This window comes from Leifsonia sp. 10L418 (assembly GCF_056395445.1).
Window position 1 is genome coordinate 44368 of the sequence record NZ_JBFTJN010000003.1, and the last position, 26235, is coordinate 70602.

Sequence of the window (26235 nt, forward strand, 5' to 3'; positions counted from 1 at the left end):
CTCTTGGAGCGCACGGGCGTTGGACAGCGATCGCGCTAGCCCGCGTGGGGCGGCAGCTCCCCCGTGGTCAGCGCGACCATGCGGGAGAGAGAGCGCAGGTACTTCTTGCGGTAGCCGCCGCCGAGCATTTCGGTGTCGAACACGTCATGCAACGGCAGGCCGCTGGCGATGATCGGAATCTCCGCGTCGTACACCCGGTCGATGAATGCGACCAGGCGCAACGCATCCGTCTGATCGGTGAGCAGAAACACGTTCTCCAACACGATCACGTCGATGCCGGCGATCATCTTGATGTACTTCGACGGGTGCACGGTGCCGAGATGCTTGATCAGGGCGCCGAAGTCGTCTTCGCTGACCCGCGAGCCGCGAGTGAGCAGCGCGCCCACCAGGTGTTCGGCCTGCTCGGGAGCCGTCGCCACGGCCAGTCCGGAGGTGTCCCGGCGGCGATAGTCGAGTCCGTCGATGCGCAGGGTTTCGAAGTTCGACGACATCGCCTGAATCTCACGCAGAAAGTCGACGGCCGCGAATCGGCCCTCGCCGAGCGAGTTCGGCGGGGTGTTCGACGTCGCTGCGACGCGGGTGCCCGTGGCGACGAGCTCGCCGAGCATCCGGGTCATCATCATGGTGTCTCCCGGATCGTCGAGTTCGAACTCGTCGATGCAGATGAGCTTGGCTCCGGTGAGCTGCTTGACCGTGTCGGCGTAGCCGAGTGCGCCGACCAGGGCGGTGTATTCGATGAACGTGCCGAAATACTTCGGTCCCGGTGACGCGTGCCAGAGTGATGCGAGCAGGTGGGTCTTGCCGACGCCGAACCCACCGTCGAGGTAGATGCCGGGAAGCTCGGTCTTCGGCTTGCGATTGCGCGAGAAGAATCCGCCGGGGCGCTGCTGGGCACGCCAGACTCCGGCGAACTCACGGAGGCGTTCGACGGCCCCCGCCTGCGACGGGTAGTTCGCGTCGGGACGGTAAGAGTCGAACGACGCGTTCTCGAACTGCGGCGGCGGCACCAACTCGGCGACAATTTCGGCACCCGAGATCTCCGGAGAGCGGTCGGCCAGCCGGTTCGGCTGACGGTGAGTGTGCTGTTCCGCCTCTGCGGTCATGTGTCGTACCCGTGTTTCGTTGGTCGAGAATCCGTGCCGAAGCATGACACCGGATGCAGGCGGCCCCCGCACCGCGTAGATTCGATCTGTCGGCAGGCTACCAAGCCTAATCCGCACCCACACCAAACTTTGCGCCGTGACGGCGTGCTTCTGGAGGTTCGCCATGTCCGTAGAACTCGATCCGGCTGAAAAATTCGCCGCCTACGCCCACCCGGAACGTCTCGTCTCCACCGAGTGGCTGCAGGCGCACCTCAATTCGCCGGGCCTCGTCGTCGTGGAATCCGACGAAGACGTGCTGCTCTATGAGATGGGGCACATTCCCGGAGCAGTGAAGATCGACTGGCACACCGACCTCAACGACCCGGTCGAGCGCGACTTCATCGGCGGCGAGGCCTTCGCCGCGATGCTCGGTTCCAAGGGTGTGTCGCGCGACTCCACCGTCGTGATCTACGGCGACAAGAGCAACTGGTGGGCGGCATACGCCCTCTGGATCTTCACCCTGTTCGGCCACGAAGACGTGCGCCTTCTCGACGGCGGACGTGAGAAGTGGATCGCAGAAGGCCGCGAGCTGACGACGGATGCGACAGTGGTCACCCCGGTGGAGTACCCGGTGGTCGAACGCAACGATGCGCCCATCCGTGCCTACAAGGACGACGTGCTCGCCCACTTCGGCAATCCGCTGATCGATGTGCGTTCTCCCGAGGAGTATTCGGGACTTCGCACCACGATGCCCGCCTACCCCGAAGAGGGCGCCCTGCGCGGCGGACATATTCCGTCGGCGGCATCGGTTCCGTGGGCTCGGGCAGCCGACACCGATTCCACTTTCAAGCCGCGCAGCGAACTCGACGCCATCTACCGTGACGAAGCGGGGCTGTCCGACGGCGACACCGTCATCGCCTACTGCCGGATCGGCGAACGCTCAAGCCACACCTGGTTCGTGCTCACGCACCTTCTCGGCTTTGAGAACGTGCGCAACTACGACGGTTCGTGGACCGAGTGGGGTAGCGCCGTGCGCGTACCGATCGTCACCGGTACTGAGCCCGGCGTCGCGCCGGCGCCGCGCTAACCCGACCTGTCAGTAGCGGGGGCATGAAAGAATTGACACGATGACTGAGACCGCGCTCCCCACCCAGCTCGCCGAGATTCGAGACGACTTTCTCGAACTCGAGCAAAAAGACCGCTTGCTGTTGCTGCTTGAGTTCTCGAATGAGCTGCCGGCGTTGCCTGCACGCTATGAGGATCATCCCGATCTCTTCGAGCGCGTCGTCGAATGCCAGTCTCCCGTCTTCATCTTCGTCGAGGTCGACGAGCAGGGCGGCGTGCACCTGTACGCCACCGCCCCGCGTGAATCGCCGACGACCCGTGGCTTCGCGTCGATCCTGGCGCAGGGTCTCGACGGCTTGAGCGTCGACGAGGTGCTCAGCGTTCCGGATGACTACCCACTGACGATCGGTCTCACGCAGGCGGTCTCGCCGCTGCGCATCCGTGGCATGACCGCTCTTCTCGCTCGCGCCAAGCGTCAGCTGCGGGAGCGCGTCGCGGCCCTCTAGCCTTCGCTCATGAGTTCTGGCGTGCGAGGCGCGCGAGCCACGACGTGATTGCTGCATTCCACGGCGTCGGGTCGTGGTTCCACAGCTTGGTGTGGCGCGCCTCGGTGAACGGCACGAAAGTGACGATGTCCGGGCGCGCTGCGGCCAGTGCCCGTGACCCCGTCGACGGCACGTAGCCGTCGTCATCACTGTGCATGAGCAAGATCGGCACGTCGAGATCGTCGGCCCGTGCAACGACATCGAGGCGGGCGAACGCAATCGGTACTGCTTGTCCGGTGACCGCGCGCCCCCACCGGTGTCCCATCACGGTCATCGCGCCCTGCGCGACGACAGCGGGGAGGTTCAGCAGCCGCCCCTGGAAGGCGACGACATCTGCCCAGTCAATGGCCGGCGAATCGAGCACGATCCCGGCGATGAGTTCCCGGTGACGTGCTCGCGCGAGGGTCTGCAGAGCAATTGCTCCCCCCATTGACCAGCCCATCAGCACCACACGCTTGGCACCCCGATTGCGAGCGAACTCCAGTGCTGCCTCGACGTCTTCCCACTCGGTGTCACCCAAGCCGTACTTGCCGTCGGCGCTGGCCGGGGCGTCGCCGTCGTTGCGATACGAGACCAGAAGCGAGGTGTACCCGGCCTCTCGAAAGGCCGGCACGGCGCGCAGGGTTTCCTGCCGGCGAACGCCGCGACCGTGCACTTGAATCACCCAGTTGTCTCCAGCCGAATCTGCTTCTGCCGGTATCAACCAGGCCGGGGCGAGTCCCACTGCCGCGGGAATCAGAACGTTCTCATAGTCGACACCGAGAGCCCACGGCCCGAGATAGAACCATCCGCTCCAGCGCCCCGCCGTCGCACGGTCCAGATCACCGAAGTCGACCGCTTCGACCACGCGCGTCACCGTCTGGCCGTCACGCGACAGAATCTCTCCGAGCCGAGCATGACCTGCGTCGCCGGAGAACCAGAAACCGTACAGGCCCACCAGCACGGAGTCAGGTGTCGCCTGCAACGTGACGGTACCGGCAGCCCGGTCGTAAGCGAGTACGCGGATGTCGTCAATCTGACGCTTGGGGGGTGTCACGACAGCCCGAGCCATGACCGCGGCCAACACCCCGCCGCCCACCACAAGGGTCGCCGAGAGTGCCGAGACCGCAACTGCGGCCAGACCCAGAATCCGCAACGGGCCCGGGCCATTCCGCTTTGCTGCCATACGCACCTCCAGCTGGTCGGCGTGCCTCTGAGACAGCGCACGGAAAAAACTCTAGTCTGCACTCGTGCCCCAAACAGAGGACAAGTCGACACTTCCGCCAGAGTTCGCCAGAGCGGTAGATGCAATTCACCGTGCGCAGAGCCGGCCTGAGCTTGTCATGACCGAAATATCAGCGCCCGGCAATCTCGCTCCCTACGCGATCGCACTGGCCGCTGACGTCGCTCCGTCACGCCACGGCAGCGATTCGGATCTCGGCACCGGTCGCTTCATTCTGCTGTACGACCCTGAGGAGCCAGAGGAGTGGGGTGGTGCATTCCGCGTCGTCTGCTTCGCTCAAGCTCCACTCGAGACCGACATCGGACTCGACCCCTTTCTCGCGGGTGTCGCCTGGGCCTGGCTCGTCGATGCTCTCGAAACTCGCGGCGCCACATACACCGCGGCCTCGGGCACAGCCACCAAAATCATCTCGTCCGGTTTCGGCGAACTTGCCGAGCAGAGCGACGGCGCCCAGATCGAACTGCGCGCATCGTGGAGTCCGCTGAGTTCGGACCTCGCGGCCCATGTCGCCGGCTGGGGCGACCTGCTCTGCATGCTCGCGGGCCTTCCGCCCACCGGCGACGCCATCAGCATCCACTCTGTACGACGAGCTCCCCGAGGCTAAAACCATGACCGAATCCTCCTCAGAACACCATGTGATCAGCACCCGCGATGAGTATCTCGACGCGGTCGCGCTGCTTGAACGCGGCACCGGTCCGATCGGCATCGACGCCGAACGAGCATCGGGGTTCACCTATTCGCAGCGCGCCTACCTGATCCAGGTGTTTCGGAGAGGTGCCGGAACGTTTCTTTTCGACCCGCCGGCAATCGGTGATTTCCGTGAACTGAATGACGCTTTGGCTGACGCGGTGTGGATTCTTCACGCGGCGAGCCAGGACCTCGCCTGCCTGCGCGAAGTCGGGCTCGACCCGGCCCGGATTTTCGACACCGAACTCGCTGCCCGCCTCCTCGGGTTGCCCCGGGTCGGCCTCGGCACCGTTGTCGAGGAACTGCTCGGCATCCACCTGGCCAAGGAGCATTCCGCGGCGAACTGGTCGACCCGTCCGTTGCCCGATGCGTGGCTCGTCTATGCCGCGCTCGATGTCGAACTGCTGCCTGACCTCCGCGACAAGATGGTCCCGCTGCTCGCGGAGTCCGAGAAGACCGAGATTGCCGAGCAGGAGTTCCAGGCTGTCCTCGCCAAAGAGCCGAAGCCGGCCCGCGTGGATCCCTGGCGCAAACTTTCCGGGGTTCATTCCCTGCGGGGCCAGCGCAATCTGGCCATCGCCCGCGAACTCTGGCTGTCACGGGACGCATTGGCACAGCACCTCGATGTCGCCCCCGGACGCCTCGTTCCCGACGCATCGTTGGTCGCCGCGGCGCGAGTCGCTCCCTCAAACAAGCAGGCGTTGGCCAACCTGCGCGAGTTCAGCGGGCGCGCGACCCGCACCGAAATCGACCGCTGGTGGACCGCAATTTCGACCGGGCTGACCACCACAGACCTGCCCGACACACGGGTGAACGGCGACACATTGCCTCCTCCCCGCGCCTGGGCCGAACGCAATCCCGAGGCCGACCTGCGCTACAAGGCGGCACGCGCGGCGATCACCGAACTCTCCGAGGCGCTCTCGATCCCGACCGAGAACATCCTGACCCCCGATTTTCTGCGCCGCGTCTGCTGGTCTCCGCCGGCGGGTGAGAACGCCGCATCGATCGCCGCGGCACTCGCTGAACTCGGCGCCCGCCCCTGGCAGATTGACGCAACTGCACAGCTGATTGCCGATGCCTTTGTGGATGCGCGCCAAACGACACCGGACACGGACTCCCCCGCTTCGTAGAAAGAAGCAAAGGATTCTGTTCGGTTCCGGTGCGTCCCTAGGATCAATCCTGGTTTGACTGATTAGTGGAGGCATTGTGGCCGAAAGAGCAGAAGTCGTCTTTGTGGATGGGGTTCGTACCCCGTTCGGACGCGCCGGTGAAAAGGGCATGTACTGGGGCACTCGTGCCGATGATCTGGTGGTCAAGGCCATCATTGGCCTGATGGAACGGAACCCGCAGGTTCCCGGTGGTCGCATCGACGAGGTCGCCATTGCCGCCACCACGCAGACCGGAGATCAGGGACTCACCCTGGGCCGCACCGCCGCTCTGCTCGCCGGATTGCCGAAGTCGGTTCCCGGCTTCGCCATCGACCGGATGTGTGCCGGCGCGATGACAGCTGTCACAACGATGGGCTCCGGCATCGGCTTTGGCGCCTACGACCTGGCGATCGCCGGAGGTGTCGAGCACATGGGCCGGCACCCGATGGGATCGGGCGTCGACCCGAACCCGCGTTTTCTTTCTGAGCGTCTCGTCAGCGAAGACGCACTGATGATGGGCGCAACCGCCGAGCGCATTCACGACCGGTTCCCGGCGTACACCAAAGACCGTTCCGACCGCTTCGCGCTGCGCAGCCAGCAGAAGGTCGCCGCCGCCTACGCTGCGGGCAAGATCCAGCCCGACCTCGTGCCCGTCGCCATCCGCAGCGAAACCGGCTGGGGCTTGGCCACACGCGACGAAGCACCCCGGCCCGAAACGACCCTCGATGGCCTCGCCACGTTGAAGACACCGTTCCGCCCGCACGGTCGGATCACGGCCGGTAACGCCTCGGGGTTGAACGACGGCGCCACCGCGTGCCTGCTCGCCAGCGCCGACACGGCCGCAGAGCTCGGCCTCAGCGTCAAGATGAAGATGGTCAGCTTCGCCTTCGCCGGCGTCGAGCCGGAGGTGATGGGCCTCGGTCCCGTTCCCTCGACCGAAAAGGCGTTGCGCAAGGCCGGCTTGTCGATCACTGACATCGGCCTCTTCGAGTTGAACGAAGCATTCGCCGTTCAGGTCATCTCCTTCCTCGACCACTTCGGCATCGACGACGACGACTCCCGTGTCAACGAATATGGCGGCGCCATCGCGATCGGCCACCCGTTGGCTGCGTCGGGCGTGCGGCTGATGAACCAGCTCGCCGCGCAGTTCGCCGAGCACCCCGAGGTGCGCTACGGCCTGACGGCCATGTGCGTCGGCCTCGGCCAGGGCGGCACCGTCATTTGGGAAAACCCGCACTTCAACCGGAAGGCACGCTGAGAATGACCGACTACTCCACCATCGACTTCACCCCCCTGGTTGAGTTGTCGGCCGATGAGGTCGTCACTCATTCGCTCGTGCGCGACATCGGGCTCTCCGGCGGACGAACGTTGGCACTCGTCACGCTCGACAATGGGCGCGACCACACCCGTCCCAACACCCTCGGCCCACTGACCTTGCTCGAGTTCGCCTCGACGATGGAGGCGCTGAAGGCTCGCGCCGACCGCGGCGAGATCCACGGTGTCGCCGTCACCGGCAAGCCGTTCATCCTGGCCGCCGGCGCCGATCTCAGCAAGGTCAGCGAGATTCCCAGCTTCGCCACCGCGAAGCAGCTGGCTCAGCTCGGCCACTTCGCGCTGGGCAAGCAGTCCGAGCTCGGCGTTCCGTCATTCGTGTTCATCAACGGCCTCGCCCTCGGCGGCGGCCTCGAAATCGGCCTGAACGCCGACTACCGCACGGTTGACCAGAACGTCGCGGCGATCGCGTTGCCCGAAGTCTTCCTCGGGCTCATTCCCGGCTGGGGCGGCGCCTACCTGCTGCCGAACCTGATCGGCATCGAGAACGCTCTCAAGGTCGTCATCGAGAACCCGTTGAAGAACAACCGCACGCTCAAGGGCAAAGACGCCTTGGCGCTCGGAATCGCCGACATGATGTTCCCGTCGGCGACCTTCTTGGAGAAGTCGATTGCCTGGGCCGACGGCGTCATCGCCGGCACCACTAAGGTGGCCCGCCCGAACGCCCCCGGCAAGGTGGAACGCCTGGTCAAGTGGGATGCTGCGATCGGCATTGCCCGCAAAATGCTGGAGAGCCGCATCGGGACGGTCGCAAAGTCGCCATACCTGGCGCTTGATTTGCTGAAGGCTGCCAAGAACGGTACGAAGGCCGAAGGGTTCGAACGCGAAGACGACGCCCTCGCCACCCTCGTCAGCGGCGACCAGTTGCAGGCCAGCATCTACGCCTTCAACCTCGTGCAGAAGCGGGCCAAGCGTCCGGCCGGCGCACCGGACAAGGCGTTGGCGAAGAAGATCACCCAGGTCGGAGTCATCGGCGCCGGACTCATGGCCAGCCAGTTCGCGCTGCTCTTCGTGCGCCGCCTGCAGGTTCCGGTGATCATCACCGACCTCGATCAGGCACGCGTCGACAAGGGCGTCGCGTACATTCACGATGAGATCGCCGCGCTCCAGAGCAAGGGACGCATCTCGACGGATGAGGCGAATCGCCTGCAGGCGCTCGTGACCGGCACCACCGACAAGTCAGACTTCGCCAACTGCGACTGGGTCATCGAGGCCGTCTTCGAAGAGCTCGGCGTGAAACAGGATGTCTTCGCCGAGATCGAGAAGCACATCGCGCCCGACGCCATCCTCGCGACGAACACCTCATCGCTGTCGGTCGAAAAGATCGGTGCGAAGCTTGCGCATCCGGAACGCCTCGTCGGCTTCCACTTCTTCAACCCGGTGGCCGTCATGCCGCTGATCGAGGTCGTGAACGCCCCGCAGACCAACGAGGTGACGTTGGCAACGGCCATGGTCATCGCGGCGAAACTGCGCAAGAACGCGGTCATCACCAGCGACTCCCCCGGCTTCGTCGTCAACCGCGTGCTCGCCAAGCTGCTCGGCGAGGCGATGCACGCTGTCGACACGGGAACACCGTTTGAGGTTGTCGATCACGCACTCGACTCGTTCGGCCTGCCGATGACTCCGTTCGAGCTGCTCGAACTGGTCGGGCTGAAGGTCGGCGCTCATGTGCTCGACACCCACCACGCCGCGTTCCCCGACCGGTTCTTCGAGAGCGAGAACCTGCACAAGCTCGCCGAGTACGGCAAGATCCTGGACCGCGACGCGAAGGGCAAGATCAAGGGCTTCGACAAGGGCGCGATCAAGATCGTCGCCGGTGGAACGACACCGATGACCGCCGACGAGATTCTGCGTCGCGTCGAAGACGGCCTCGCCGACGAGATCAAGCGGATGCTCGACGACGACGTGGTCCACGCGGCGGAAGACATCGACCTCTGCATGATCCTCGGTGCCGGCTGGCCGTTCCAGATGGGCGGCGCGACGCCGTACCTCGACCGGGTCGGCGCGAGCGAACGCGTGTTCGGTGCCACGTTCCACAACCCGCCGGTGCGAGGCATCGGCAATTAGTTATCGGTGGTCGAGCTTGTCGAGCCCCCTGTCGGGTCTCGACAAGCTCGACCAACGGACTAGCGGTTCAACGGAGTCATGTCGGCATAGCGGTCACCGGCGGGTGCCTCGATCGCCGAGAGCCGCGCAAGCTGGTCTGCGCTCAACTTGAGCGCATCCGCCCCCACGTTCTCCTCCAATCTGGACACCCGTTTCGTGCCGGGGATCGGCGCGATGTCGTCGCCTTGCGCGAGAAGCCAGGCCAGCGCCACCTGGGCCGACGTCGCGTCAAGTTCATGCGCCACCGCATCGACCTGCTCGACGATGCGAATGTTCGCGGCCAAGTTCTCGCCCTCGAACCGTGGATTCGACCGACGAAAGTCACTCTCATCGAGCTGGTCGAGCGAACGGATGGTGCCGGTCAAGAATCCGCGACCCAACGGCGAATAGGGCACCAGGCCGATGCCGAGCTCGCGCAGCACCGGAAGCACCGCCGCTTCGGGGTCGCGTGTCCAGAGGGAATACTCCATCTGCACCGCGGTGACCGGATGCACGGCGTGTGCTCGTCTGATCGTCGCCGGCGCCGCTTCGGAGAGGCCGTAGTGGCTGATCTTGCCGTCGGCGATGAGCTCACTGAGCGCGCCGACCGTCTCTTCGATCGGCACGTCCGGATCCATCCGGTGTTGGTAGTAGAGATCGATGTGATCGGTGCCGAGCCGACGGAGCGAGCCCTCGACCGAGGAACGCACGTTCGCCGGCGTGCCGTCGTAGCCGCGGCTTCCATCCGGCTTTCGCACGATGCCGAACTTGGTGGCAATCACGGCAGCGTGGCGACGACCGGCGAGGGCACGGCCCAGAAGCTCTTCGTTGAGGTACGGACCGTACATCTCTGCGGTGTCGAACAGGGTGACCCCGAGATCGATCGCACGATGGATCGTGCGCACCGATTCTGCGTCATCCGCTCCGGCTCCCGAGTAGAACGCCGACATGCCCATGCAGCCGAGGCCGAGGCGGGAGACCTGCAGGCCGGTGGTACCGAGATCGATAATTTTCATGAGGGTGCAACCTTTTCTGAGTAGAGGGAGATCTTGTGGTCGATCGCGGCGAGACTGCGTTGCAGCTCGTCGAGTTGCGCGACGACACTGATGCGGTGGCGCAAGAGGAGTTCGAGCCGATCGGCGCTGGTGCCGTCGCCCGCGCGAGCAAGCTCGACGTACTCCTTGATCTGTGCGATCGGCATCGAAGTCGATCGGAGGCGCGTCAGAAAGACGACCCAGGCCACGTCGCGCTCGGTGTAGCGGCGATGCGTCGACGACGCCCGTTCGATCTCGTTCAACATGAGCCCCGCACTCTCGTAGCAGCGCAGGGTGTGCGTGGTCAATCCGGTGCGTTCAGCAACTTCGGCAATGGAGAATTGCTTCGAAATAGTGGGCATAGGGCAACCCTAAAACTTCGAGCGCACTTCAAGTCAAGCTCGGCGGTGATTGGATGCGTCGTGTCGGAGTTCGCGGGAATCGCACCGACGTTTCCTGTCATCTGCGGCAAACCGCTCGCGCGATACTCAGGCGCGCCAGGCTGCGTCTTTGACATACGTGTCGGCGAACACAGCCAGTCGCGAAACGAACTCAATGATCGAGGCGACCGCATAGTGCTCAGGGTCCCAACAGGCGTGGATCGGCAGACACACCGGTTCTCCGGCTGAACTGGCGATGAAGACCGGGTAAGCGCCGAATCGCGGCAAGTCGGTTGCCACACCGACGCCGCGACCAGAGGCAGCAAGTGCCTGCACCAGGCGGGGTGACGGCACCTGCTCAAACGAGCCATACCGCAGGCCTTCAGCGTTGACCGCGTCGTCAAGCACGGTGCGCGTTGGATGATTCTGGGCCGGCAGCACCAGGTCTTCCTCCAACAGCTCTGCCACGCTGATCGTGGTGACCCGCTGTGTCGCCCAGGGATGCGCCAGGGACGTGTAGGCGCGCAAGGGAACACGTGTCAACGCGAGCGAGTCCAGGCCCCTGCTCGGCGGGTGTGAGGCCGAGATTCCAATATCGCAAGTGTCACGGACCGCGTCGTGAACCCGGTCGGGGTCGACGGGCCTCACCGTCACGAATGCGTCGCCGGCGTCGAGGGAGGCGACGAATGGCGCCACGATCTCGGTGATTGTCGTGTCGGCGGCCGCAATAGAGATTCGGGACAGCGTTCCCTTAGCCATCTGCCTGGCGAGCATCTCGACGCGGTCTGCACGCGTCACGAGGTCAGATGCGACGTGCGTCATCTCTCTCCCTGCCGGCGTCAGCGAGAGCCGCGGGCCTGTGCGAACAAACAGGTCAACGCCCAGCTCCTTCTCGAGGGCTTGGAGCTGCCTCGAAATCGCCGGTTGCGCCACGCGGAGGTGTTCGGCCGCCGAGGTCACCGTGCCGTGCTCGACGACGGACAAGAAGTAGCGCAGGTGCCTGATCTCCATGAGCTGGATTATGCCATGGAGGCATAGCTATTGCCCAGCAATAGGTATTGGACAGAATAATGCCGCTCCGAAACGATTGACCAAACGCTCAAGCGCCCATAACTCAGACAGCCCATTACTCAGACAAAGGAGTCGTTGTGTCCCTACTCTCACTCGACACGTGGCTCACGCCGCCACATAATCGTCTTTCACTGCACCAGGTCGACAAACTCGTAGCCACGGATGTGATCTCCAGAGGCGATCGCGCGCCCCGCCCCCTGCACGCCTCGGATTCACCGCAGAACCCCGAGGCGTGCACCGTGACTCTCTCAACCGAGCGCGAGGCACCGCTGCACGAGTTTCTGGCGCTGACCAACACCGATGCCATCATCGTTCTCCACGACGACGAGATTCTCTACGAGAAATACTTCGACGACAACACGCCGGAGTCGCGCCACATCGTCATGTCGATCTCAAAATCGGTGTGCGCCATGGTCGCGGGAATCCTCGTTGGCGAGGGCCTTCTCGACGTCGACGCTCCGACCATCAGATACATCCCCGAGCTCGCCGGCGGCTCCTACGGTGGAGCCACCGTGCGCCAGCTTCTGGACATGACCGCCGCCCCTGACTTCGACATGAGTTACACCGATCCCTCGACCGAAGTGCAGGCCGGCGACCGCTCGGCCGGCTGGCGACCGCGGCGCGCTGATGACGCCGACGGAACGCGGGCGTTTCTCGAAGGCCTACGGGGTTCCGGCGAGCACGGAGCGGCATTCCAGTACTGCTCCGCGACCACGGATGTGCTGGCCTGGGTGCTCGAACGGGCGTCGGGCATCCCCTATGCGCGGCTTCTGGAGACGAAACTCTGGCAGCACCTCGGCGCCGAAGCTGATGCGCTCATCACCGTCGACAACCACGGCACGCCCTATGCCTGTGCGGGCATCAACATGCGATTGCGTGACCTCGCCCGATTCGGCCGCCTCATCCTCGATGGCGGCCGGATCGACGGGCGTCAGATCATCCCCGAGGAGTGGATCCGCACGACCTCCCGCGGCGGCGGCTTCGACACGTTCAGCGACGAGGAGCCCCGCCCGGGCACCTACCGAAACCAGTGGTGGGTTCCCGGAGACGGCCACGGCTCGTTCTATGCCGTCGGAATCTTCGGCCAGTACCTCTGGCTCGACCCGACCACCGGAGTCACCATCGCGAAATTCTCCAGCGAAGTCGACCCACTCGGACACAGCAGCCAGCACATCAACGCACTGCGATCCATTGCCTCCCGCGCAACCGGTTCGCGCCCTGCCGACAATCGCCCCGAAAGGACGAGCAAATGAGCACCGACCAGCCGCGCACCGGCGCGCTCGAGCAACGCTCCATCGACTACATTCCACTCAACGAGCGTCACGGAAAGCCGTGGCATCTGTTCACCGTCTGGTTCTCCAGCAACCTGCAAATCACCGGTCTCGTCACCGGCGCACTGGCCGTCATCGTCGGCCTCGATCTTGTCTGGTCGATCATCACGATCGTCGTCGGCAATCTCATCGGCGGGGTCTTCATGGCGTACCACTCCGTACAGGGCCCGCGGATGGGCGTTCCCCAGATGATTCAGAGTCGTGCGCAGTTCGGATTTCTCGGTGCGCTCCTCCCGGTCGCAATCGTTCTCTGCATGTACGCCGGATTCGCCATCGAAGGCGGGGTCGTCACCGGACAAGCGTTGGCCACCTGGGCGCACATCCCCTTCGCCAGCTCCGTGATCATCCAGACCTCGATCGGCGCCGTCATCGCAATCGTCGGCTACCGCCTCATCCACATCACCAGCCGAGTCGTCACCGTTATCTCGACGATTCTGTTCGCCGTGCTGACTATCGCCCTGCTCTCCCAGCTGCCGAGTGAGCTTCCGGTTGGCCCACCGCCCGCGTTCGGCACGGTGCTGCTCGCGCTCTCGATCTTCATCTCGTGGCAGATCACCTGGGCGCCGTATGTCTCCGACTACTCGAGGTACCTTCCTGCCAACACCCCGGCGAGCACGACGTTCGCCTGGACCTACGTCGGCTCCACGCTCGGCGGATCCTGGGTGATGATCCTGGGCGCCCTCGCCGCTTCGATCAGCGCAGAGAACATGGGTGAGGACGCCATCGGCTTTCTGAGCGGCCTGGTGCCCGGCCTGAGCGGGGTCATCCTGTTCGCGCTCCTGATCAGCGTCATTCCCGCCGGCGCCAACGGCGCATACGGCGCATATCTCAGCTTCATCAGCGCCGTCTCTGCCCAAGGAAACGGTCGGGCAACGCCGAGGGTCCGAACCATCTTCGTCATCGTCTTCTCCGTCATCGTCTCCACGATCACCATCGCGGCCAACGGAGACATCCTGGGAACCGTCCAACAGATCACCCTGTTCTTGCTGTACCTGCTGGTGCCGTGGACGGCGATCAACCTGACGGACTACTACTTCGTGCGTAAGGGCAATTACGAGGTCGCTGAGCTCTTCAAACCGCGCGGGGTGTACAAACTCGTCAACTGGCCGGCTGTCATCATCTACCTGGTCGCGATCGCCGCCGAGATCCCGTTCATCAACAGCACCCTGTTCGTCGGTCCATTCGTCCCGCTCCTCGGCGGCGCAGACCTCGCCTGGATCGTTGGTCTCGTGCTGCCCACCGTGCTCTACCTCGGATATGCACAGACGCAGAAAGTGAAGTCACCCCACTCCGACCTGGCCGCCGATATCGTCGGCTGACAGAAGGCGCCGCACTCGTGAATGTGAGAAGCGGTCGGGACCAGGTCTGGTCCCGACCGCTTTCGGTCTTCACGCGCCAGGTGGCCCCGCCGGCGCGGCGGGCGGCGGTGTGGACTACGCCTGCGGGTGAAAGATCACCGGAATTGCGCCGGTGTTCGTGCCATCCGCGGCCAACGCCCGTGCCCGGGGAAGCTTGCTGCCCTGCACCATCCCGATGACATCGTGCGAGATCTTTTCAGCGGTCAGACCGACCCGCTCGAGAATCTCAGCCCGCGTACCGTGGTCGAGGAACTCGTCGGGCAGACCCAACTCGGTCACGGCCGTGTCGACGCCGGCTTCGCGCAGGTCCTGACGGATGCGAGTTCCCACGCCACCGACCCGGATGCCGTCTTCGATACTCACGACGAGGCGGTACTCGGCCGAGAGGGTCACGATGCTCTTCGGCACCGGAACCACCCAGCGCGGGTCGACGACCGTCGCCCCGATGCCGGCGGCGGCCAGATTCTCGGCGATCTCGAGTCCCATCCCGGCCATCGGCCCGACCGTGACGATTAGCACATCTTTCTGTGCCGACTCGCGAAGGATATCGGCCCCGTCGTCCAGTCGACGCACCGCCGGGTAGTCGGTGCCGGTGCTGCCCTTCGGGAACCGCAGTACCGTCGGGGCGTCTTCCACCGCGACGGCCTCGACGAGCTCTTCGCGCAGACGCGGTTCGTCGCGCGGGGCCGCCAGACGGATCCCCGGCACGACCTGAAGAATTGCGAGGTCCCACATGCCGTGATGACTCGGACCGTCGGGACCGGTGACACCGGCCCGGTCGAGAACGAAGGTCACCCCGGCTTTGTGCAGCGCGACATCCATCAATACCTGGTCGAACGCCCGGTTCATGAATGTCGCGTAGAGGGCGACAACCGGGTGCAGGCCGCCGAAGGCCAGCCCGGCTGCACTGGTCACGGCGTGCTGTTCGGCGATGCCGACATCGTGCACCCGGTTGGGAAAACGCTCGGCCATGCGGTGCAGTCCGGTCGGGCGGAGCATCGCGGCGGTGATTCCGACGAGGCGTTCGTTTTCGGTGGCGAGCCGCAGCAACTCATCGGCGAACACCGAGGTCCAGCTCGGGGCACCGGCCAGCTCGACCGATTCGCCGGTCTCCGGGTCGATCTGCCCGACGGCGTGGAACTGGTCTGCCGTGTCCTGGATCGCCGGCTCGTAGCCTTTTCCCTTCTGGGTGATCGTATGAACGATCACCGGGGCGCCGTAGCCCTTGGCCTGGTTGAGGGCTTCTTGCATCGCGTCGAGATCGTGACCGTCGACCGGGCCAATGTACTTGATGTCGAGGTTCGAGTAGAGCGCCTCGTTGTTCGAGAAGCGGGAGAGGAAGCCGTGAAGACCGCCGCGCACCCCGCGGTAGAACGCCCGCCCGGGCGAGCCGAGCTTGTCGAAGGCGTCACGACTCGAAATGTACAGATTGCGGTAGCTGCGGCGGGTGCGCACCGTGTTCAAGAAGCGGGCCATGCCGCCGATGGTCGGTGCGTACGAGCGGCCGTTGTCGTTGACCACGATGATGAGGCGCCGGGTGTTGTCGTCGCTGATGTTATTCAGCGCTTCCCAGGTCATCCCGCCGGTCAGCGCGCCGTCGCCGACGACAGCGATCACGTGGCGGTCGTTCTGTCCGGTCATGGCGAAGGCCCGGGAGATCCCGTCAGCCCACGAGAGCGAGCTCGACGCGTGCGAGCTCTCGACGATGTCATGCACCGATTCCGAGCGCTGCGGGTAGCCGGCCAAGCCGCCGGTCTGGCGCAGGCGGGCGAAATCTTGCCGTCCGGTCAGCAGTTTGTGCACATACGACTGGTGCCCGGTGTCGAAGATGATCGCATCCTTGGGCGAATCGAACACACGGTGGATGGCGATGGTCGTCTCGACGACGCCCAGGTTCGGGCCCAGGTGACCACCGGTCTTGGCAATCTCCTGCACCAGAAATTCGCGGATCTCAGCGGAAAGCTGAAGCAGCTGTTCCTTCGAGAGGGCGTCGAGATCGCGGGGACCAGTGATCGACTCAAGAAGGGTCATGCACTGCCTTTCGTGTACCGGCACGCCGGTCGAACTGAAAGCACAAGTCTATGCCGTGCGACTGGTTGAACTCCGAGCATCGCCTTTCGCGCGCCAGAGTCCCGCATCCGGCATGATGGACCGCAGTCGAACGTTCGAGGGAGAGCAAGGATGCAGGTCGAGACCATCGGCGCGGATGCCGCACCCGCCGTCACCATCACCAGTGGCCGAATTCGCGGTGTGCGCCTCGCACAGATCGACCGCTATTTGGGCGTTCCGTACGCCGCAGCCCCCGTCGGCGCGAATCGGTTCGCCGCCCCGCAGCCCGTTGCCGCCCACGAAGGCGAACGCGACTGTCGGCAGATGGGCGCCACGCCCCCGCAGTTGCCCTATGCCGGCGGAATGGAGAACTACCTCTCGACGGTGACGGTCCCGGGCGACGAGATCTTGAATGTGAACATCTGGGCGCCGGCCGCGACTCCGGCCGAGTTGACGGAGCCCGCGGCGACAGCGTCCGCAGTGACAACATTCGGGGCGGCAACATCCGATGCTGCGTATCCGGTGATCGTCTGGATCCACGGCGGTTCGCTCAGCCGCGGGTCGAATGCGATCACGGCGTATGACGGAACCAGCTTCGCGCGCGACGGCGTGGTGTTCATCGGTGTCAACTACCGGCTCGGCGCCGAAGGATTTTCGGTGCTCGACGACGCCGACACCAACCTGGGCCTTGCCGACCAGGTCGCGGCACTGCAGTGGGTGCGGCACAACGCCGCCGCGTTCGGCGGAGACCCGGCCAACGTCACGGTGATGGGTGAATCAGCGGGCGCGATCTGCATCGCTGCGTTGCTCGCGCACCCCGATGCATCCGCCCTCTTCGATCGCGCCATCATGCAGAGTGGTCCGCCCGACTCGCGGCCCCGCAAGAAGAGCCGGCTCATCACCGATCTGATGGCGAAGGACCTGCAGATTCCCGCCAACCGGGCTGCGTTCTCCGCCATGAGCGCGACGCGGCTTCTCGAAGCGCAGAAACGTGTGACGGCCGGCACGACGCCGATCACCGGCGGTCCGGCCTACACCCTCACGCTCGACTCCAACCTGGTGCCGAGAAATCCCGGCACGGCCCTCACGGCCGGCGCCGGCAGAGGCATCCCGCTCCTGATCGGCACGAACACTGAGGAGTACCGGCTCTGGTTCATCCCGACCGGACTGATGCAGAAAGTCGGCTGGCTGCACATCCTCGTGGCGATGCTGAAGTTTCGCATCTCGCCGCGCACAGTCAGCCGCTATCGGCGCAACCGGCCCGGCTGCAGCGTGGGCGAGCTCTTTGGTGCTCTCGCCACCGATCTGCTGTTGCGTGTGCCGGTGAACCGCCTGGCCGACGCCCGTTTCGCCCAACCGGATGGGGCGACCACGCACGTCTACGAGTTTGCCTGGCGCTCCCCCATCGCCGACCTCGGCGCCTGCCATGCGCTCGAACTCGGATTCGTTTTCGACACCCTCGCAAGCGACGATGCGCAAGGCATGGCCGGGCCGACGGCTCCGCAGCAGCTGGCCACCGACATGCACGACGCCTGGGTGCGCTTCGCGAAGACGGGAGATCCCGGCTGGCCGACCTGGAATTCCTACCGCCCGGTTCGGGTCTGGGATGGCACGGCCAACCCGCTCGTTCATTCCCCACGTGAAGACGAGCGGGCGAGCTGGCGGTAGCTGGCGGTAGCTGGCGACAGGAGTCACGTTGACACCAGGCAGCCGCCTTACGAGCAGGAACCCCACCGGCCGACGCCCGATGACCGGGCTATGGTCTCGGCCGAGCGAAGGAGGTCAGCGTAGGCGTCGTTCGGCGCATAGGTGACTTCGTCGGCCGCACCGCCGGCAACCAGCTCGTAGTTGACGAAGCGGCCGTCCTCGGTCCACAGATAGAACAGGCTGCGGCCGTATTGATCGAGCGGCTCGATGTCGCCCGTGACAGCAACCTGCGTCCCCTCCGGCAGGAGCGCACGCAGCTGCTCCGTCGCTTCACTGCCGTAGCATTCGGCGTTGTCGCCGATCTCGGGTGTGTCCAGTCCAAGGAGACGCACTTTGAGTCTGCCGGAGTCCGACGTGGCAGCATCGGCAGGCAGGAGAAAGAGTGTGTCGCCGTCGTGCACATAGTCAACGGTCATCACCATGGCATCGGCTGGGCGGGCAGGGACGTCAGAACCGCTGGCACCGGCGGCCTCCTCCGGCACGACATCCGCCGGTACCGCTCCGGGTACCGCCCCGCTTTCGGCATTCGGGGTGAGTGCCTCCGAACTGCCGCCCTCCGTGGCTGAGTCCAGCATGGCCCTGAACGAAGCCGGAGCAGACGAAATCATCGGGACAATCAACGGCGAGAAAGCGAAGACCGCCGCCACAATCACAGCCCCGACGGTGAACGTGCCGATTCGCTTCACGCTTCGATTCCCCATCATTTGAGACTAGGACACGCCTGGCCGGAGATGCACAGAGGGCCGGATTCCATTCGGAATCCGGCCCTCTGAGTTTCTACAGGATCGAGTTGCTACGGGGTGTGACTACGCGACGAGCGAGCGCAGCACGTACTGCAGAATGCCGCCGTTGCGGTAGTAGTCAGCCTCACCCGGGGTGTCGATGCGCACGACGGCGTCGAACTCAACGACGGCCTTGCCGGCCGGCGAGTTCTCGGTCGGGGTGGCGGCAACGTGCACCGTCTTCGGGGTGGTGCCGTTGTTCAGCTCGTCGATGCCCGTGATCGTGACGGACTCCGTGCCATCGAGGCCGAGCGACGCCCAGCTTTCGCCGGCCGGGAACTGCAGCGGCACGACACCCATACCGATGAGGTTCGAGCGGTGAATACGCTCAAAGCTCTCGGTGATGACGGCCTTGACGCCCAGCAGGCTGGTTCCCTTGGCTGCCCAGTCACGCGACGAACCGGAGCCGTACTCCTTGCCACCGAAGATGACCAGCGGTGTGCCGGCTGCCTGGTAGTTCTGCGATGCGTCGTAGATGAACGACTGCGGGCCGTCGGCCTGCGTGAAGTCGCGGGTGTAGCCACCCTCGACGCCGTCGAGCAGCAGGTTACGCAGACGGATGTTGGCGAAGGTGCCACGAATCATGATCTCGTGGTTTCCGCGACGCGAGCCGTAGGAGTTGTAGTCGATGCGAGCGACACCGTGCTCGTCGAGGTAACGGCCGGCGGGGCTGTCGGCCTTGATCGAACCGGCGGGGCTGATGTGGTCGGTGGTGACCGAGTCGCCGAGCTTCGCGAGAACGCGCGCGCCCTCGATGTTGGTGACCGGCGTGGTCTCCATGGTCATCCCCTCGAAGTACGGGGGGCGACGCACGTAGGTCGACTCGGGGTTCCACTCGAAGGTGGCACCGGTCGGGGTCTCCAGCGAACGCCAGCGCTCGTCACCCTCGAAGACGCCCGCGTACTGCGTCTCGAACATGCCGGAGTCGATCGACTCGTCGATGGTCTTCTGCACCTCGGCCGCGTCGGGCCAGATGTCCTTGAGGAATACGTCGTTGCCGTCGTGGTCCTGACCCAGAGCATCCGTGTCGAAGTCGAAGTTCATCGACCCGGCCAGTGCATAGGCGATGACCAGCGGCGGGCTGGCGAGGTAGTTCATCTTCACGTCGGGATTGATGCGCCCCTCGAAGTTGCGGTTGCCCGAGAGAACTGCCGTGACGGCCAGGTCGTTCTCGTTGATCGCAGCGGAGATTTCGTCTTCCAACGGACCGGAGTTACCGATGCAGGTCGTGCAGCCGTAACCGACCAGGTAGAAACCGAGGTCTTCGAGGTAGCCGTTGAGGCCGGCCTTTGCGTAGTAGTCGGTGACGACCTTGGAGCCCGGAGCAAGCGTGGTCTTGACCCACGGCTTCGACTTCAGGCCCTTCAGCGAGGCGTTGCGGGCCAGGAGACCGGCAGCGAGCATCACCGAGGGGTTCGAGGTGTTGGTGCACGAGGTGATGGCGGCGATGGCGACAGCACCGTTGTCGATCGTGAACTCACGGCCGTCGGCCAGGGCGACCTGGGTCGGCTGCGTGTGTGAAACCGGCGCGTGGCTCGCGTGGTGCGAATCGCCCGACTGGTGCGAGATGCGGTGAGCGGTCTCTTCATCCTGCGGCGTCAGACCGATCGGGTCAGAGGCCGGGAAGGTGCCCTCGATGGCCGCGTCGACACCCGAGATCGGGGTCGAGGCGTAGTTGTCGAGGTCGATCTCGAACTGGCTCTTCGCCTTCGACAGCTCGATGCGGTCCTGCGGACGCTTCGGGCCGGCGATCGACGGTACGACGGTGCCGAGGTCGAGTTCGAGGTACTCGCTGAAGACGGGCTCAGCGTCTGCGTTGTGCCAGAGGCCCTGCAGCTTGGAGTACGCCTCGACGAGGGCAACCTGCTCGGCGCTGCGGCCGGTGAGGCGCAGGTAGTCGAGGGTGACGTCGTCGATCGGGAACATGGCAGCGGTGGAGCCGAACTCCGGGCTCATGTTTCCGATGGTGGCGCGGTTCGCCAGGGGAACGGCGGCAACGCCGGCTCCGTAGAACTCGACGAACTTGCCGACGACGCCGTGGCGACGCAGCATCTGAGTGATCGTGAGCACGACATCCGTTGCGGTGACGCCGGTCGGGATGGTGCCGTTGAGCTTGAAGCCGACAACCTTCGGGATGAGCATCGAGACGGGCTGGCCGAGCATCGCTGCTTCGGCTTCGATTCCGCCGACGCCCCAACCGAGCACGCCGAGGCCGTTGACCATGGTGGTGTGCGAGTCGGTGCCGACGCAGGTGTCGGGGTAGGCCTGGAGAACGCCGTTGACCTCGCGGGTCATGGTGACGCGGGCGAGGTGCTCAATGTTGACCTGGTGAACGATGCCGGTTCCGGGCGGGACGACCTTGAAGTCGTCGAACGCGGTCTGGCCCCAACGGAGGAACTGGTAACGCTCGCCGTTGCGCTCGTACTCGATCTCGACGTTGCGCTCGAAGGCGTTCTCGGTGCCGAAGAGGTCGGCGATGACGGAGTGGTCGATGACCATCTCGGCCGGAGCGAGGGGGTTGATCTTCTTGGGGTCGCCGCCGAGGGCTTCGACTGCCTCACGCATGGTGGCGAGGTCGACGATGCAAGGAACGCCGGTGAAGTCCTGCATGATCACGCGGGCGGGCGTGAACTGGATCTCGGTGTCGGGCTCTGCGGTGGGAACCCACTCGCCGAGAGCACGGATGTGTGCGTCGGTGATGTTGGCGCCGTCTTCGGTGCGGAGAAGGTTCTCGAGCAGCACCTTCAGGCTGAATGGGAGCTTTTCGAAGCCCGCTACCGCGTCAAGACGAAAGACTTCGTAGTCTGTCTCGCCGACGCGGAGGGTGTCCTTTGCCCCAAAGCTGTTGACCGCTGATTTTCCAAGCTCCGACACGGTGCCCTCTCCTTCGTGGAGAACCGGTGGAAAGCCACCAGTTCAATCCAATCTTTGCTGCCGAACCCCCACTGTTGCCAGCAAGGTTAGCCTAAGTGCGGGCCTGCAGGCCCGGCTGTTCGAGATACCCAAAGTATCTCGATGTCGAGATAACTCTAGCAGCAGCTGCGACCCGCGTGGAGAGGTCTGGTCGGTGTGTTCCGGAGGGATCAGGCCGGGGCATCCGTGGCCGCGGGGCCGGTCGGCGCATCACGACGATAGATCGCCCGCACGACCAGCCAGGAGAGCAGAAGAAGCGGTGCGTAGAGCGGGATGCCCATGATGAGTTTGGTCACGGCGAGCCCGGCCACGTTGTCGGCCAGGTAGAGCGGAAGCTGCACGGCCAGCCGGGCGACGAACATGCCGAGCCAGGCGAGCGTCAACAGCTGCATGGCACGGTACTTGCTCTTGTTCGCACGCCAGGCGACGCCATCGCCCATCAGGTAGCCGACGGCCAACCCGATCAGCGGCCAGCGCACAAGAAGCGAGATCAGCAGCACGGCGGCATATCCGGCGTTGGTCAGCAACCCGAGCACGAAGTTGTCGCTGCCCTTGCCGCTGAACAGCGCGAGGGCCGCAGACGCCGCAACGCCGATGAGTCCGGCCAGAGCCTGGGTGATCGGCGTGCGACCGACGATTCGAACGATGGTGAACACCACGGCCACCGCCACGGATGCCCCGAGCGCGAGCGGCAGGTTGAAGGTAAAGGAGTAGAGCACGAGAAAGACGAGGCCCGGCAGGATGGTTTCGGCCATTCCGCGGATGCCGCCCATCGCCGCGAGCAGGGCGGCACCGGTCGGTGCCTGCCCGTCGGCTACGCCGCCGAGACCGCTGCGCTTGGCCGCCGCAGCGAGCCCCTGGCCGAGCGCGTTCGAGAACGATTCGGGAGCGTCGCCCGAGCTCCGCGGTTCAACGCCGGAATCCTCCGGGTCGCCTGCTGGCTGCTCATCGCGGGCATCCGTCATCGACACGTGCTCCTGCCTGACTAAATCTCGTTGGGCTCTGACGGACCGGCCGGTGTTGCCGGCATGCGCAGCGGAATCAGGTCGCGTGGCGGCATCGGGGTGGAGCCGCGCACCACGACGATGCTGCGGAACAGGTCTTCGATCTGCAGTGCGGCTTCTTCATTGACGGCGCCTTCGCCGGCGATGACACCGCGGAGGAACCAGCGAGGTCCGTCGACGCCGATGAAACGGGCGAGACGCGTGGATTCGGTGGTGTCCTGACCTGCGGCAACGGGGATCTCGGCAACGAGCTCCGGGCCGAAGGGGCCTTCCCGCAGGGTCGTGGTACCGCCCTGCTTGCCGATCTGATCAGCGATCTGGTCGCGAATCTCGTGCCAGAGGCCACTCGAGCGGGGGGCGGCGAACGGCTGCACCTGCAGCGTCGAGCCGGCGTAGTCGAGGCCGATGGCGACGACGCGCTTGCTACCCTCTTCGATCTCAAGGCGCAGGTGCAGTCCCTCGCGGGGAAGGATCTTCACTCCACCCAGGTCGACATAGGGGCGAACCGGGTTGGCTTCGGCCTCATCGAGGGGGCCTTCGGTCTCGCGGTCTTCCGGCGCGGACTTCGGCATGTTCTCCGGCGTGGCGTCGGGGTTCACAATGTCACTCACAGGGCTTCTCCTGACAGGGGTGTGGACGTAAAGGCAGTGACGCCCGTCGAGCCGAATCCGCCGTGTCCGCGTTGGCTGCCCGGAAGGCGGTCAACGGGAACGAAGGTGGCGCGGGTGACGGGCATGACGATGATCTGGGCGATCCGGTCGCCGATTTCAATGTCGAATGACTTCGTCGCATCGGTATTGAGCAGTGCAACCTTGATCTCGCCGCGATAGCCGGCATCGACGGTGCCCGGCGAGTTCACGATGGTTATTCCGTGCTTGGCGGCCAGGCCGCTACGGGGAACGATGAACGCGGCATAGCCGTCGGGAAGGGCAATCGACACTCCGGTCCCCACAAGTGCGCGCTCACCGGGCGCAAGTGTGAGGGATTCAGCTGAGTGAAGATCGGCCCCGGCATCGCCCGGATGCGCGTAGGTCGGAACAACGGAGGCGGTAATCAGTACTTCGACGCTTTCTGTCACGTGTCGAGGGTAGTGCAGAAGTCTGATCGAATAGAGCCATGCACGAATATCGCGAAAAACTCTGGCCCTCCCCGTGGGTCTTCCTGGCCACTGCCCTTGTCATCCCGGCGAGCCTGCTGGTTCTGCTCCCCATTTCACTGTTTGCCGGCATCGTCACCGCCATTGTCTTCTACGGCGGAATCGTGCTCGTTCTGGCGCTGACGTCACCGCGCATTGAGGTGGCTGACGGCATTCTGACCGCCGGGCACGCGCGAATCTCGATCGATCAGCTCGGCGAAGTCGAGTGTTTCGACGGCGCAGAGGCAACGGCCGAGCGGGGCCCCCGAATGGATATGCGCGCCTGGTTGCTGATTCGCGGGTGGATCACGTCGATCGTGCGCATCGAGATCACCGACCCCAACGACCCCGCTCCGTACTGGATCATTTCGACGCGGAACCCACAAAAATTGGCCGCCGCGATCGAAGGATCGCGACGGCCAGTCTCAGACGGCTAGCTTCAAAAAGCGAGCGTCAGATCAATGTGTGTGACTAAGCGTCGCACTCCTTGCACACAGGGCCGAGCTTTGACTCACGAGCCATCTGTGAGCGGTGCTTCACAAGGAAGCACTCAACGCAGGTGAACTCGTCGGCCTGCGGAGGCAGTACAACAACGTCGAGGTCGAGGTCGGACAGATCTGCGCCGGGCAGATCGAAACCACCGGGGTTGTCGGCATCGTCGACATCCACGACTCCGGACATCTTGTCAGGGACACGCTCCTTGAGGGCCTCAATCGACTCAGAGTCGTCTTCGGTCTTTCGCGGTGCGTCGTAATCGGTTGCCATGCCCATCCATTTCAGTAACGCCGATAAACGAAATCGGCGGCCATAGTTTGCAACAATCCCCGCCGAATAGCAAACCCTATTTTCAGGTCTTGTGCCTAACAGTGGGGTCAACTTCCGGCACGCCCGGTGTATTCCCAGTTAAAACCGTGAATCCGTGACATTCTGGGGCCTAACAGTGATCGCGAGAGGGCTTTCGCCATGCAGGAATTGAAAGTTATCGGTGTCGAGAACGGCGCGCTGCTTGCAGCGAGCGAAGAGGGTGATCGTTTTCGAATTGCCATCGACGAAGTTCTCCAATCGAGACTTCGCCAAACCCAATCGGAACCGTCGAATGGGGCGAAATTATCGCCCCGAGAAATTCAGTCGCACATCCGTTCTGGGATGTCGGCTGAAGATGTCGCCGATGTGACGGGTGCGTCGCTCGACTACGTGCGTCGTTTCGAGGGGCCGGTGCTCGCCGAACGCGAATACATCGTCTCGTCTGCGCTCAGCGTGCCGGTGCACACCGCGATCGACCCCGACCCCACCGACGGCGACGCCAATTTCGGCAACGTCATCCGCGAGCGTCTTGCGTCGCTCGGCGCCACCGATGAACGGTGGGCGAGCTGGAAAGAACCGGCCGGAGGCTGGATCATCAAGCTCTCCTTCACCGCTGACGACATCGATCACGATGCACGCTGGGGCTTCGAACCCAAGAAGAACTCGCTGACCCCGATCGGCAGCGAGGCCATCGCGCTCTCGCAGCAGGGCGAACTCAAGGGTGCGCTCATCCCCCGGCTTCGCGCGGTCGGTTCTGAGACGAGTCCCGCAGACATCTCTCGTTTTGACAGCGGTGCGTTCACGTTCAAAGAGCTGCAGAACGACGAGGTGTTGAACGACACCGCGCCGATCCTCGACCCGGTGCCCTACGCCCGCCCCGGCAGCACCACCGACGCAGTCGCCAACGCGGCAATCAAGCGGGCCGTCGAACCGGCGGCAACTCTCTCTGAGACCGCCGATCTCCTCGAAGCGCTGCGTCGCCGGCGCGGTGAGCGTGAAGCCGCCGCCGCTCCGCAGTACAACGAAACGATGGAACTGCCGACCCTGCCCCCGAGCTTTGCGACGACGCCGACAGCGCTGCCCACAGTGCTGCCGACCGTGCTGCCCACCGCGGTGCCGAACATCTCGGCTCCCGACGTTCCGTCGATCAGCCCGGCCTCGACCACCGATGTCGACAGTGAGCACGATGCCGCCGGCTCTGCTCCCGTATCCACGCCGGCCGCCATGCGGCTCGTGTCGGATTCGTCAGCAGTGCCGGACTCGGACTCGACCGGTTCCTCCTCCGCGGAATCCGCTCGGATCGACGCCGGTACGGCAACTGCCGAGCCAGACGAAACTCCCGCTCCGGCCGCAGCACCCAACATTTGGGCGACTCAGGCGGCGAAAGCCCAGGCTCGCAATACCGGCAACCTCGGCAAACGCGGACGTGCTTCGATGCCCAGCTGGGATGAGATTGTTTTCGGCGCCCGTAGCGACGACGACCTGGCCTAACGGTCGACTC

Annotated in this window: 23 protein-coding genes; 11 read left to right on the forward strand and 12 right to left on the reverse strand. The window is 64.6% G+C overall.

The features are described 5' to 3' along the window. Positions 1-35: 35 nt before the first annotated feature. Positions 36-1103, reverse strand: a complete 1068-nt coding sequence (gene zapE / locus AC1DCF_RS08140) for a cell division protein ZapE (RefSeq protein WP_441792334.1) — start codon at positions 1101-1103, stop codon at positions 36-38. A gap of 163 nt (positions 1104-1266) precedes the next feature. On the opposite strand from zapE, the gene AC1DCF_RS08145 reads away from it, so the two are divergent. After that, positions 1267-2169 carry a sulfurtransferase gene (locus tag AC1DCF_RS08145; protein WP_477210578.1) on the forward strand — a complete coding sequence of 301 codons (903 nt, stop codon included), beginning with the start codon at positions 1267-1269 and terminating at the stop codon, positions 2167-2169. Positions 2170-2209: 40 nt separating this feature from the next. Beyond that, on the forward strand, positions 2210-2653 hold the full coding sequence (locus AC1DCF_RS08150; protein ID WP_441792332.1) for a SufE family protein: 444 nt from the start codon (positions 2210-2212) through the stop codon (positions 2651-2653). 7 nt (positions 2654-2660) lie between these two features. On the opposite strand, the gene AC1DCF_RS08155 is transcribed toward AC1DCF_RS08150, so the two are convergent. Further along, positions 2661-3857: an alpha/beta hydrolase family protein gene (locus AC1DCF_RS08155; RefSeq protein ID WP_477210579.1), complete on the reverse strand. Its 1197-nt coding sequence runs from the start codon at positions 3855-3857 to the stop codon at positions 2661-2663. Positions 3858-3921: 64 nt separating this feature from the next. Here AC1DCF_RS08155 and AC1DCF_RS08160 point away from each other — a divergent pair, with 64 nt between their 5' ends. The 4 genes from AC1DCF_RS08160 to AC1DCF_RS08175 all read left to right on the forward strand — a co-directional run bounded on the left by AC1DCF_RS08160 (position 3922) and on the right by AC1DCF_RS08175 (position 9148). Next, a complete protein-coding gene (locus AC1DCF_RS08160; protein WP_441792330.1) occupies positions 3922-4518 on the forward strand; it encodes a DUF3000 domain-containing protein in 597 nt (198 codons plus the stop codon). A gap of 4 nt (positions 4519-4522) precedes the next feature. Beyond that, complete coding sequence (locus tag AC1DCF_RS08165) at positions 4523-5731, forward strand: HRDC domain-containing protein (protein WP_477210580.1); 1209 nt, start codon at positions 4523-4525, stop codon at positions 5729-5731. A gap of 76 nt (positions 5732-5807) precedes the next feature. Further along, positions 5808-7007, forward strand: coding sequence for a thiolase family protein (locus AC1DCF_RS08170; RefSeq protein ID WP_477210581.1), 1200 nt, complete (start codon positions 5808-5810; stop codon positions 7005-7007). Positions 7008-7009: 2 nt separating this feature from the next. Next, on the forward strand, positions 7010-9148 hold the full coding sequence (locus AC1DCF_RS08175; protein ID WP_477210582.1) for a 3-hydroxyacyl-CoA dehydrogenase NAD-binding domain-containing protein: 2139 nt from the start codon (positions 7010-7012) through the stop codon (positions 9146-9148). 59 nt (positions 9149-9207) lie between these two features. On the opposite strand, the gene AC1DCF_RS08180 is transcribed toward AC1DCF_RS08175, so the two are convergent. The 3 genes from AC1DCF_RS08180 to AC1DCF_RS08190 all read right to left on the reverse strand — a co-directional run bounded on the left by AC1DCF_RS08180 (position 9208) and on the right by AC1DCF_RS08190 (position 11591). Beyond that, positions 9208-10182, reverse strand: coding sequence for an aldo/keto reductase (locus AC1DCF_RS08180; protein WP_477210583.1), 975 nt, complete (start codon positions 10180-10182; stop codon positions 9208-9210). Continuing rightward, on the reverse strand, positions 10179-10562 hold the full coding sequence (locus tag AC1DCF_RS08185; protein WP_477210584.1) for a MerR family transcriptional regulator: 384 nt from the start codon (positions 10560-10562) through the stop codon (positions 10179-10181). The genes AC1DCF_RS08180 and AC1DCF_RS08185 overlap by 4 nt, the downstream gene beginning before the upstream one ends. A gap of 126 nt (positions 10563-10688) precedes the next feature. Next, positions 10689-11591 (reverse strand): LysR family transcriptional regulator, encoded by a 903-nt coding sequence (locus AC1DCF_RS08190; RefSeq protein ID WP_477210585.1) that lies wholly within the window; start codon positions 11589-11591, stop codon positions 10689-10691. Positions 11592-11890: 299 nt separating this feature from the next. Here AC1DCF_RS08190 and AC1DCF_RS08195 point away from each other — a divergent pair, with 299 nt between their 5' ends. Both AC1DCF_RS08195 and AC1DCF_RS08200 read left to right on the forward strand, forming a co-directional pair. Continuing rightward, a complete protein-coding gene (locus AC1DCF_RS08195; RefSeq protein ID WP_477210586.1) occupies positions 11891-12904 on the forward strand; it encodes a serine hydrolase domain-containing protein in 1014 nt (337 codons plus the stop codon). Next, entirely contained in the window at positions 12901-14301 is a 1401-nt protein-coding gene (locus AC1DCF_RS08200) for a purine-cytosine permease family protein (protein WP_477210587.1), read from the forward strand. Before AC1DCF_RS08195 ends, AC1DCF_RS08200 begins: the two co-directional genes overlap by 4 nt. A 114-nt stretch (positions 14302-14415) precedes the next feature. Here the strand turns inward: AC1DCF_RS08200 and dxs are convergent, their stop codons facing one another. Next, positions 14416-16371 (reverse strand): 1-deoxy-D-xylulose-5-phosphate synthase, encoded by a 1956-nt coding sequence (gene dxs, locus AC1DCF_RS08205; protein ID WP_441792322.1) that lies wholly within the window; start codon positions 16369-16371, stop codon positions 14416-14418. A gap of 150 nt (positions 16372-16521) precedes the next feature. On the opposite strand from dxs, the gene AC1DCF_RS08210 reads away from it, so the two are divergent. After that, positions 16522-18057: a carboxylesterase/lipase family protein gene (locus AC1DCF_RS08210; protein ID WP_477210588.1), complete on the forward strand. Its 1536-nt coding sequence runs from the start codon at positions 16522-16524 to the stop codon at positions 18055-18057. Positions 18058-18104: 47 nt separating this feature from the next. On the opposite strand, the gene AC1DCF_RS08215 is transcribed toward AC1DCF_RS08210, so the two are convergent. From AC1DCF_RS08215 to dut, 5 genes are all read right to left on the reverse strand, one after another. Beyond that, a complete protein-coding gene (locus tag AC1DCF_RS08215) occupies positions 18105-18782 on the reverse strand; it encodes a thermonuclease family protein (RefSeq protein ID WP_477210589.1) in 678 nt (225 codons plus the stop codon). 120 nt (positions 18783-18902) lie between these two features. Then, on the reverse strand, positions 18903-21752 hold the full coding sequence (locus tag AC1DCF_RS08220) for an aconitate hydratase (protein ID WP_477210590.1): 2850 nt from the start codon (positions 21750-21752) through the stop codon (positions 18903-18905). A 209-nt stretch (positions 21753-21961) separates the two neighbouring features. Next, the gene (locus AC1DCF_RS08225; protein ID WP_441792318.1) at positions 21962-22756 is read right to left on the reverse strand and encodes a DUF3159 domain-containing protein; all 795 of its coding nucleotides are present in this window, start codon (positions 22754-22756) and stop codon (positions 21962-21964) included. A gap of 20 nt (positions 22757-22776) precedes the next feature. Continuing rightward, positions 22777-23367, reverse strand: a complete 591-nt coding sequence (locus AC1DCF_RS08230; protein ID WP_441792397.1) for a DUF3710 domain-containing protein — start codon at positions 23365-23367, stop codon at positions 22777-22779. A gap of 35 nt (positions 23368-23402) precedes the next feature. After that, the gene (dut, locus tag AC1DCF_RS08235; RefSeq protein WP_477210591.1) at positions 23403-23873 is read right to left on the reverse strand and encodes a dUTP diphosphatase; all 471 of its coding nucleotides are present in this window, start codon (positions 23871-23873) and stop codon (positions 23403-23405) included. A gap of 38 nt (positions 23874-23911) precedes the next feature. On the opposite strand from dut, the gene AC1DCF_RS08240 reads away from it, so the two are divergent. Continuing rightward, a complete protein-coding gene (locus tag AC1DCF_RS08240; protein ID WP_477210592.1) occupies positions 23912-24367 on the forward strand; it encodes a DUF3093 domain-containing protein in 456 nt (151 codons plus the stop codon). Between the two features lie 34 nt (positions 24368-24401). On the opposite strand, the gene AC1DCF_RS08245 is transcribed toward AC1DCF_RS08240, so the two are convergent. Next, positions 24402-24695 carry a DUF4193 domain-containing protein gene (locus AC1DCF_RS08245; RefSeq protein ID WP_345062346.1) on the reverse strand — a complete coding sequence of 98 codons (294 nt, stop codon included), beginning with the start codon at positions 24693-24695 and terminating at the stop codon, positions 24402-24404. 198 nt (positions 24696-24893) lie between these two features. On the opposite strand from AC1DCF_RS08245, the gene sepH reads away from it, so the two are divergent. Beyond that, entirely contained in the window at positions 24894-26225 is a 1332-nt protein-coding gene (gene sepH / locus AC1DCF_RS08250; RefSeq protein WP_477210593.1) for a septation protein SepH, read from the forward strand. Positions 26226-26235 lie beyond the last annotated feature (10 nt).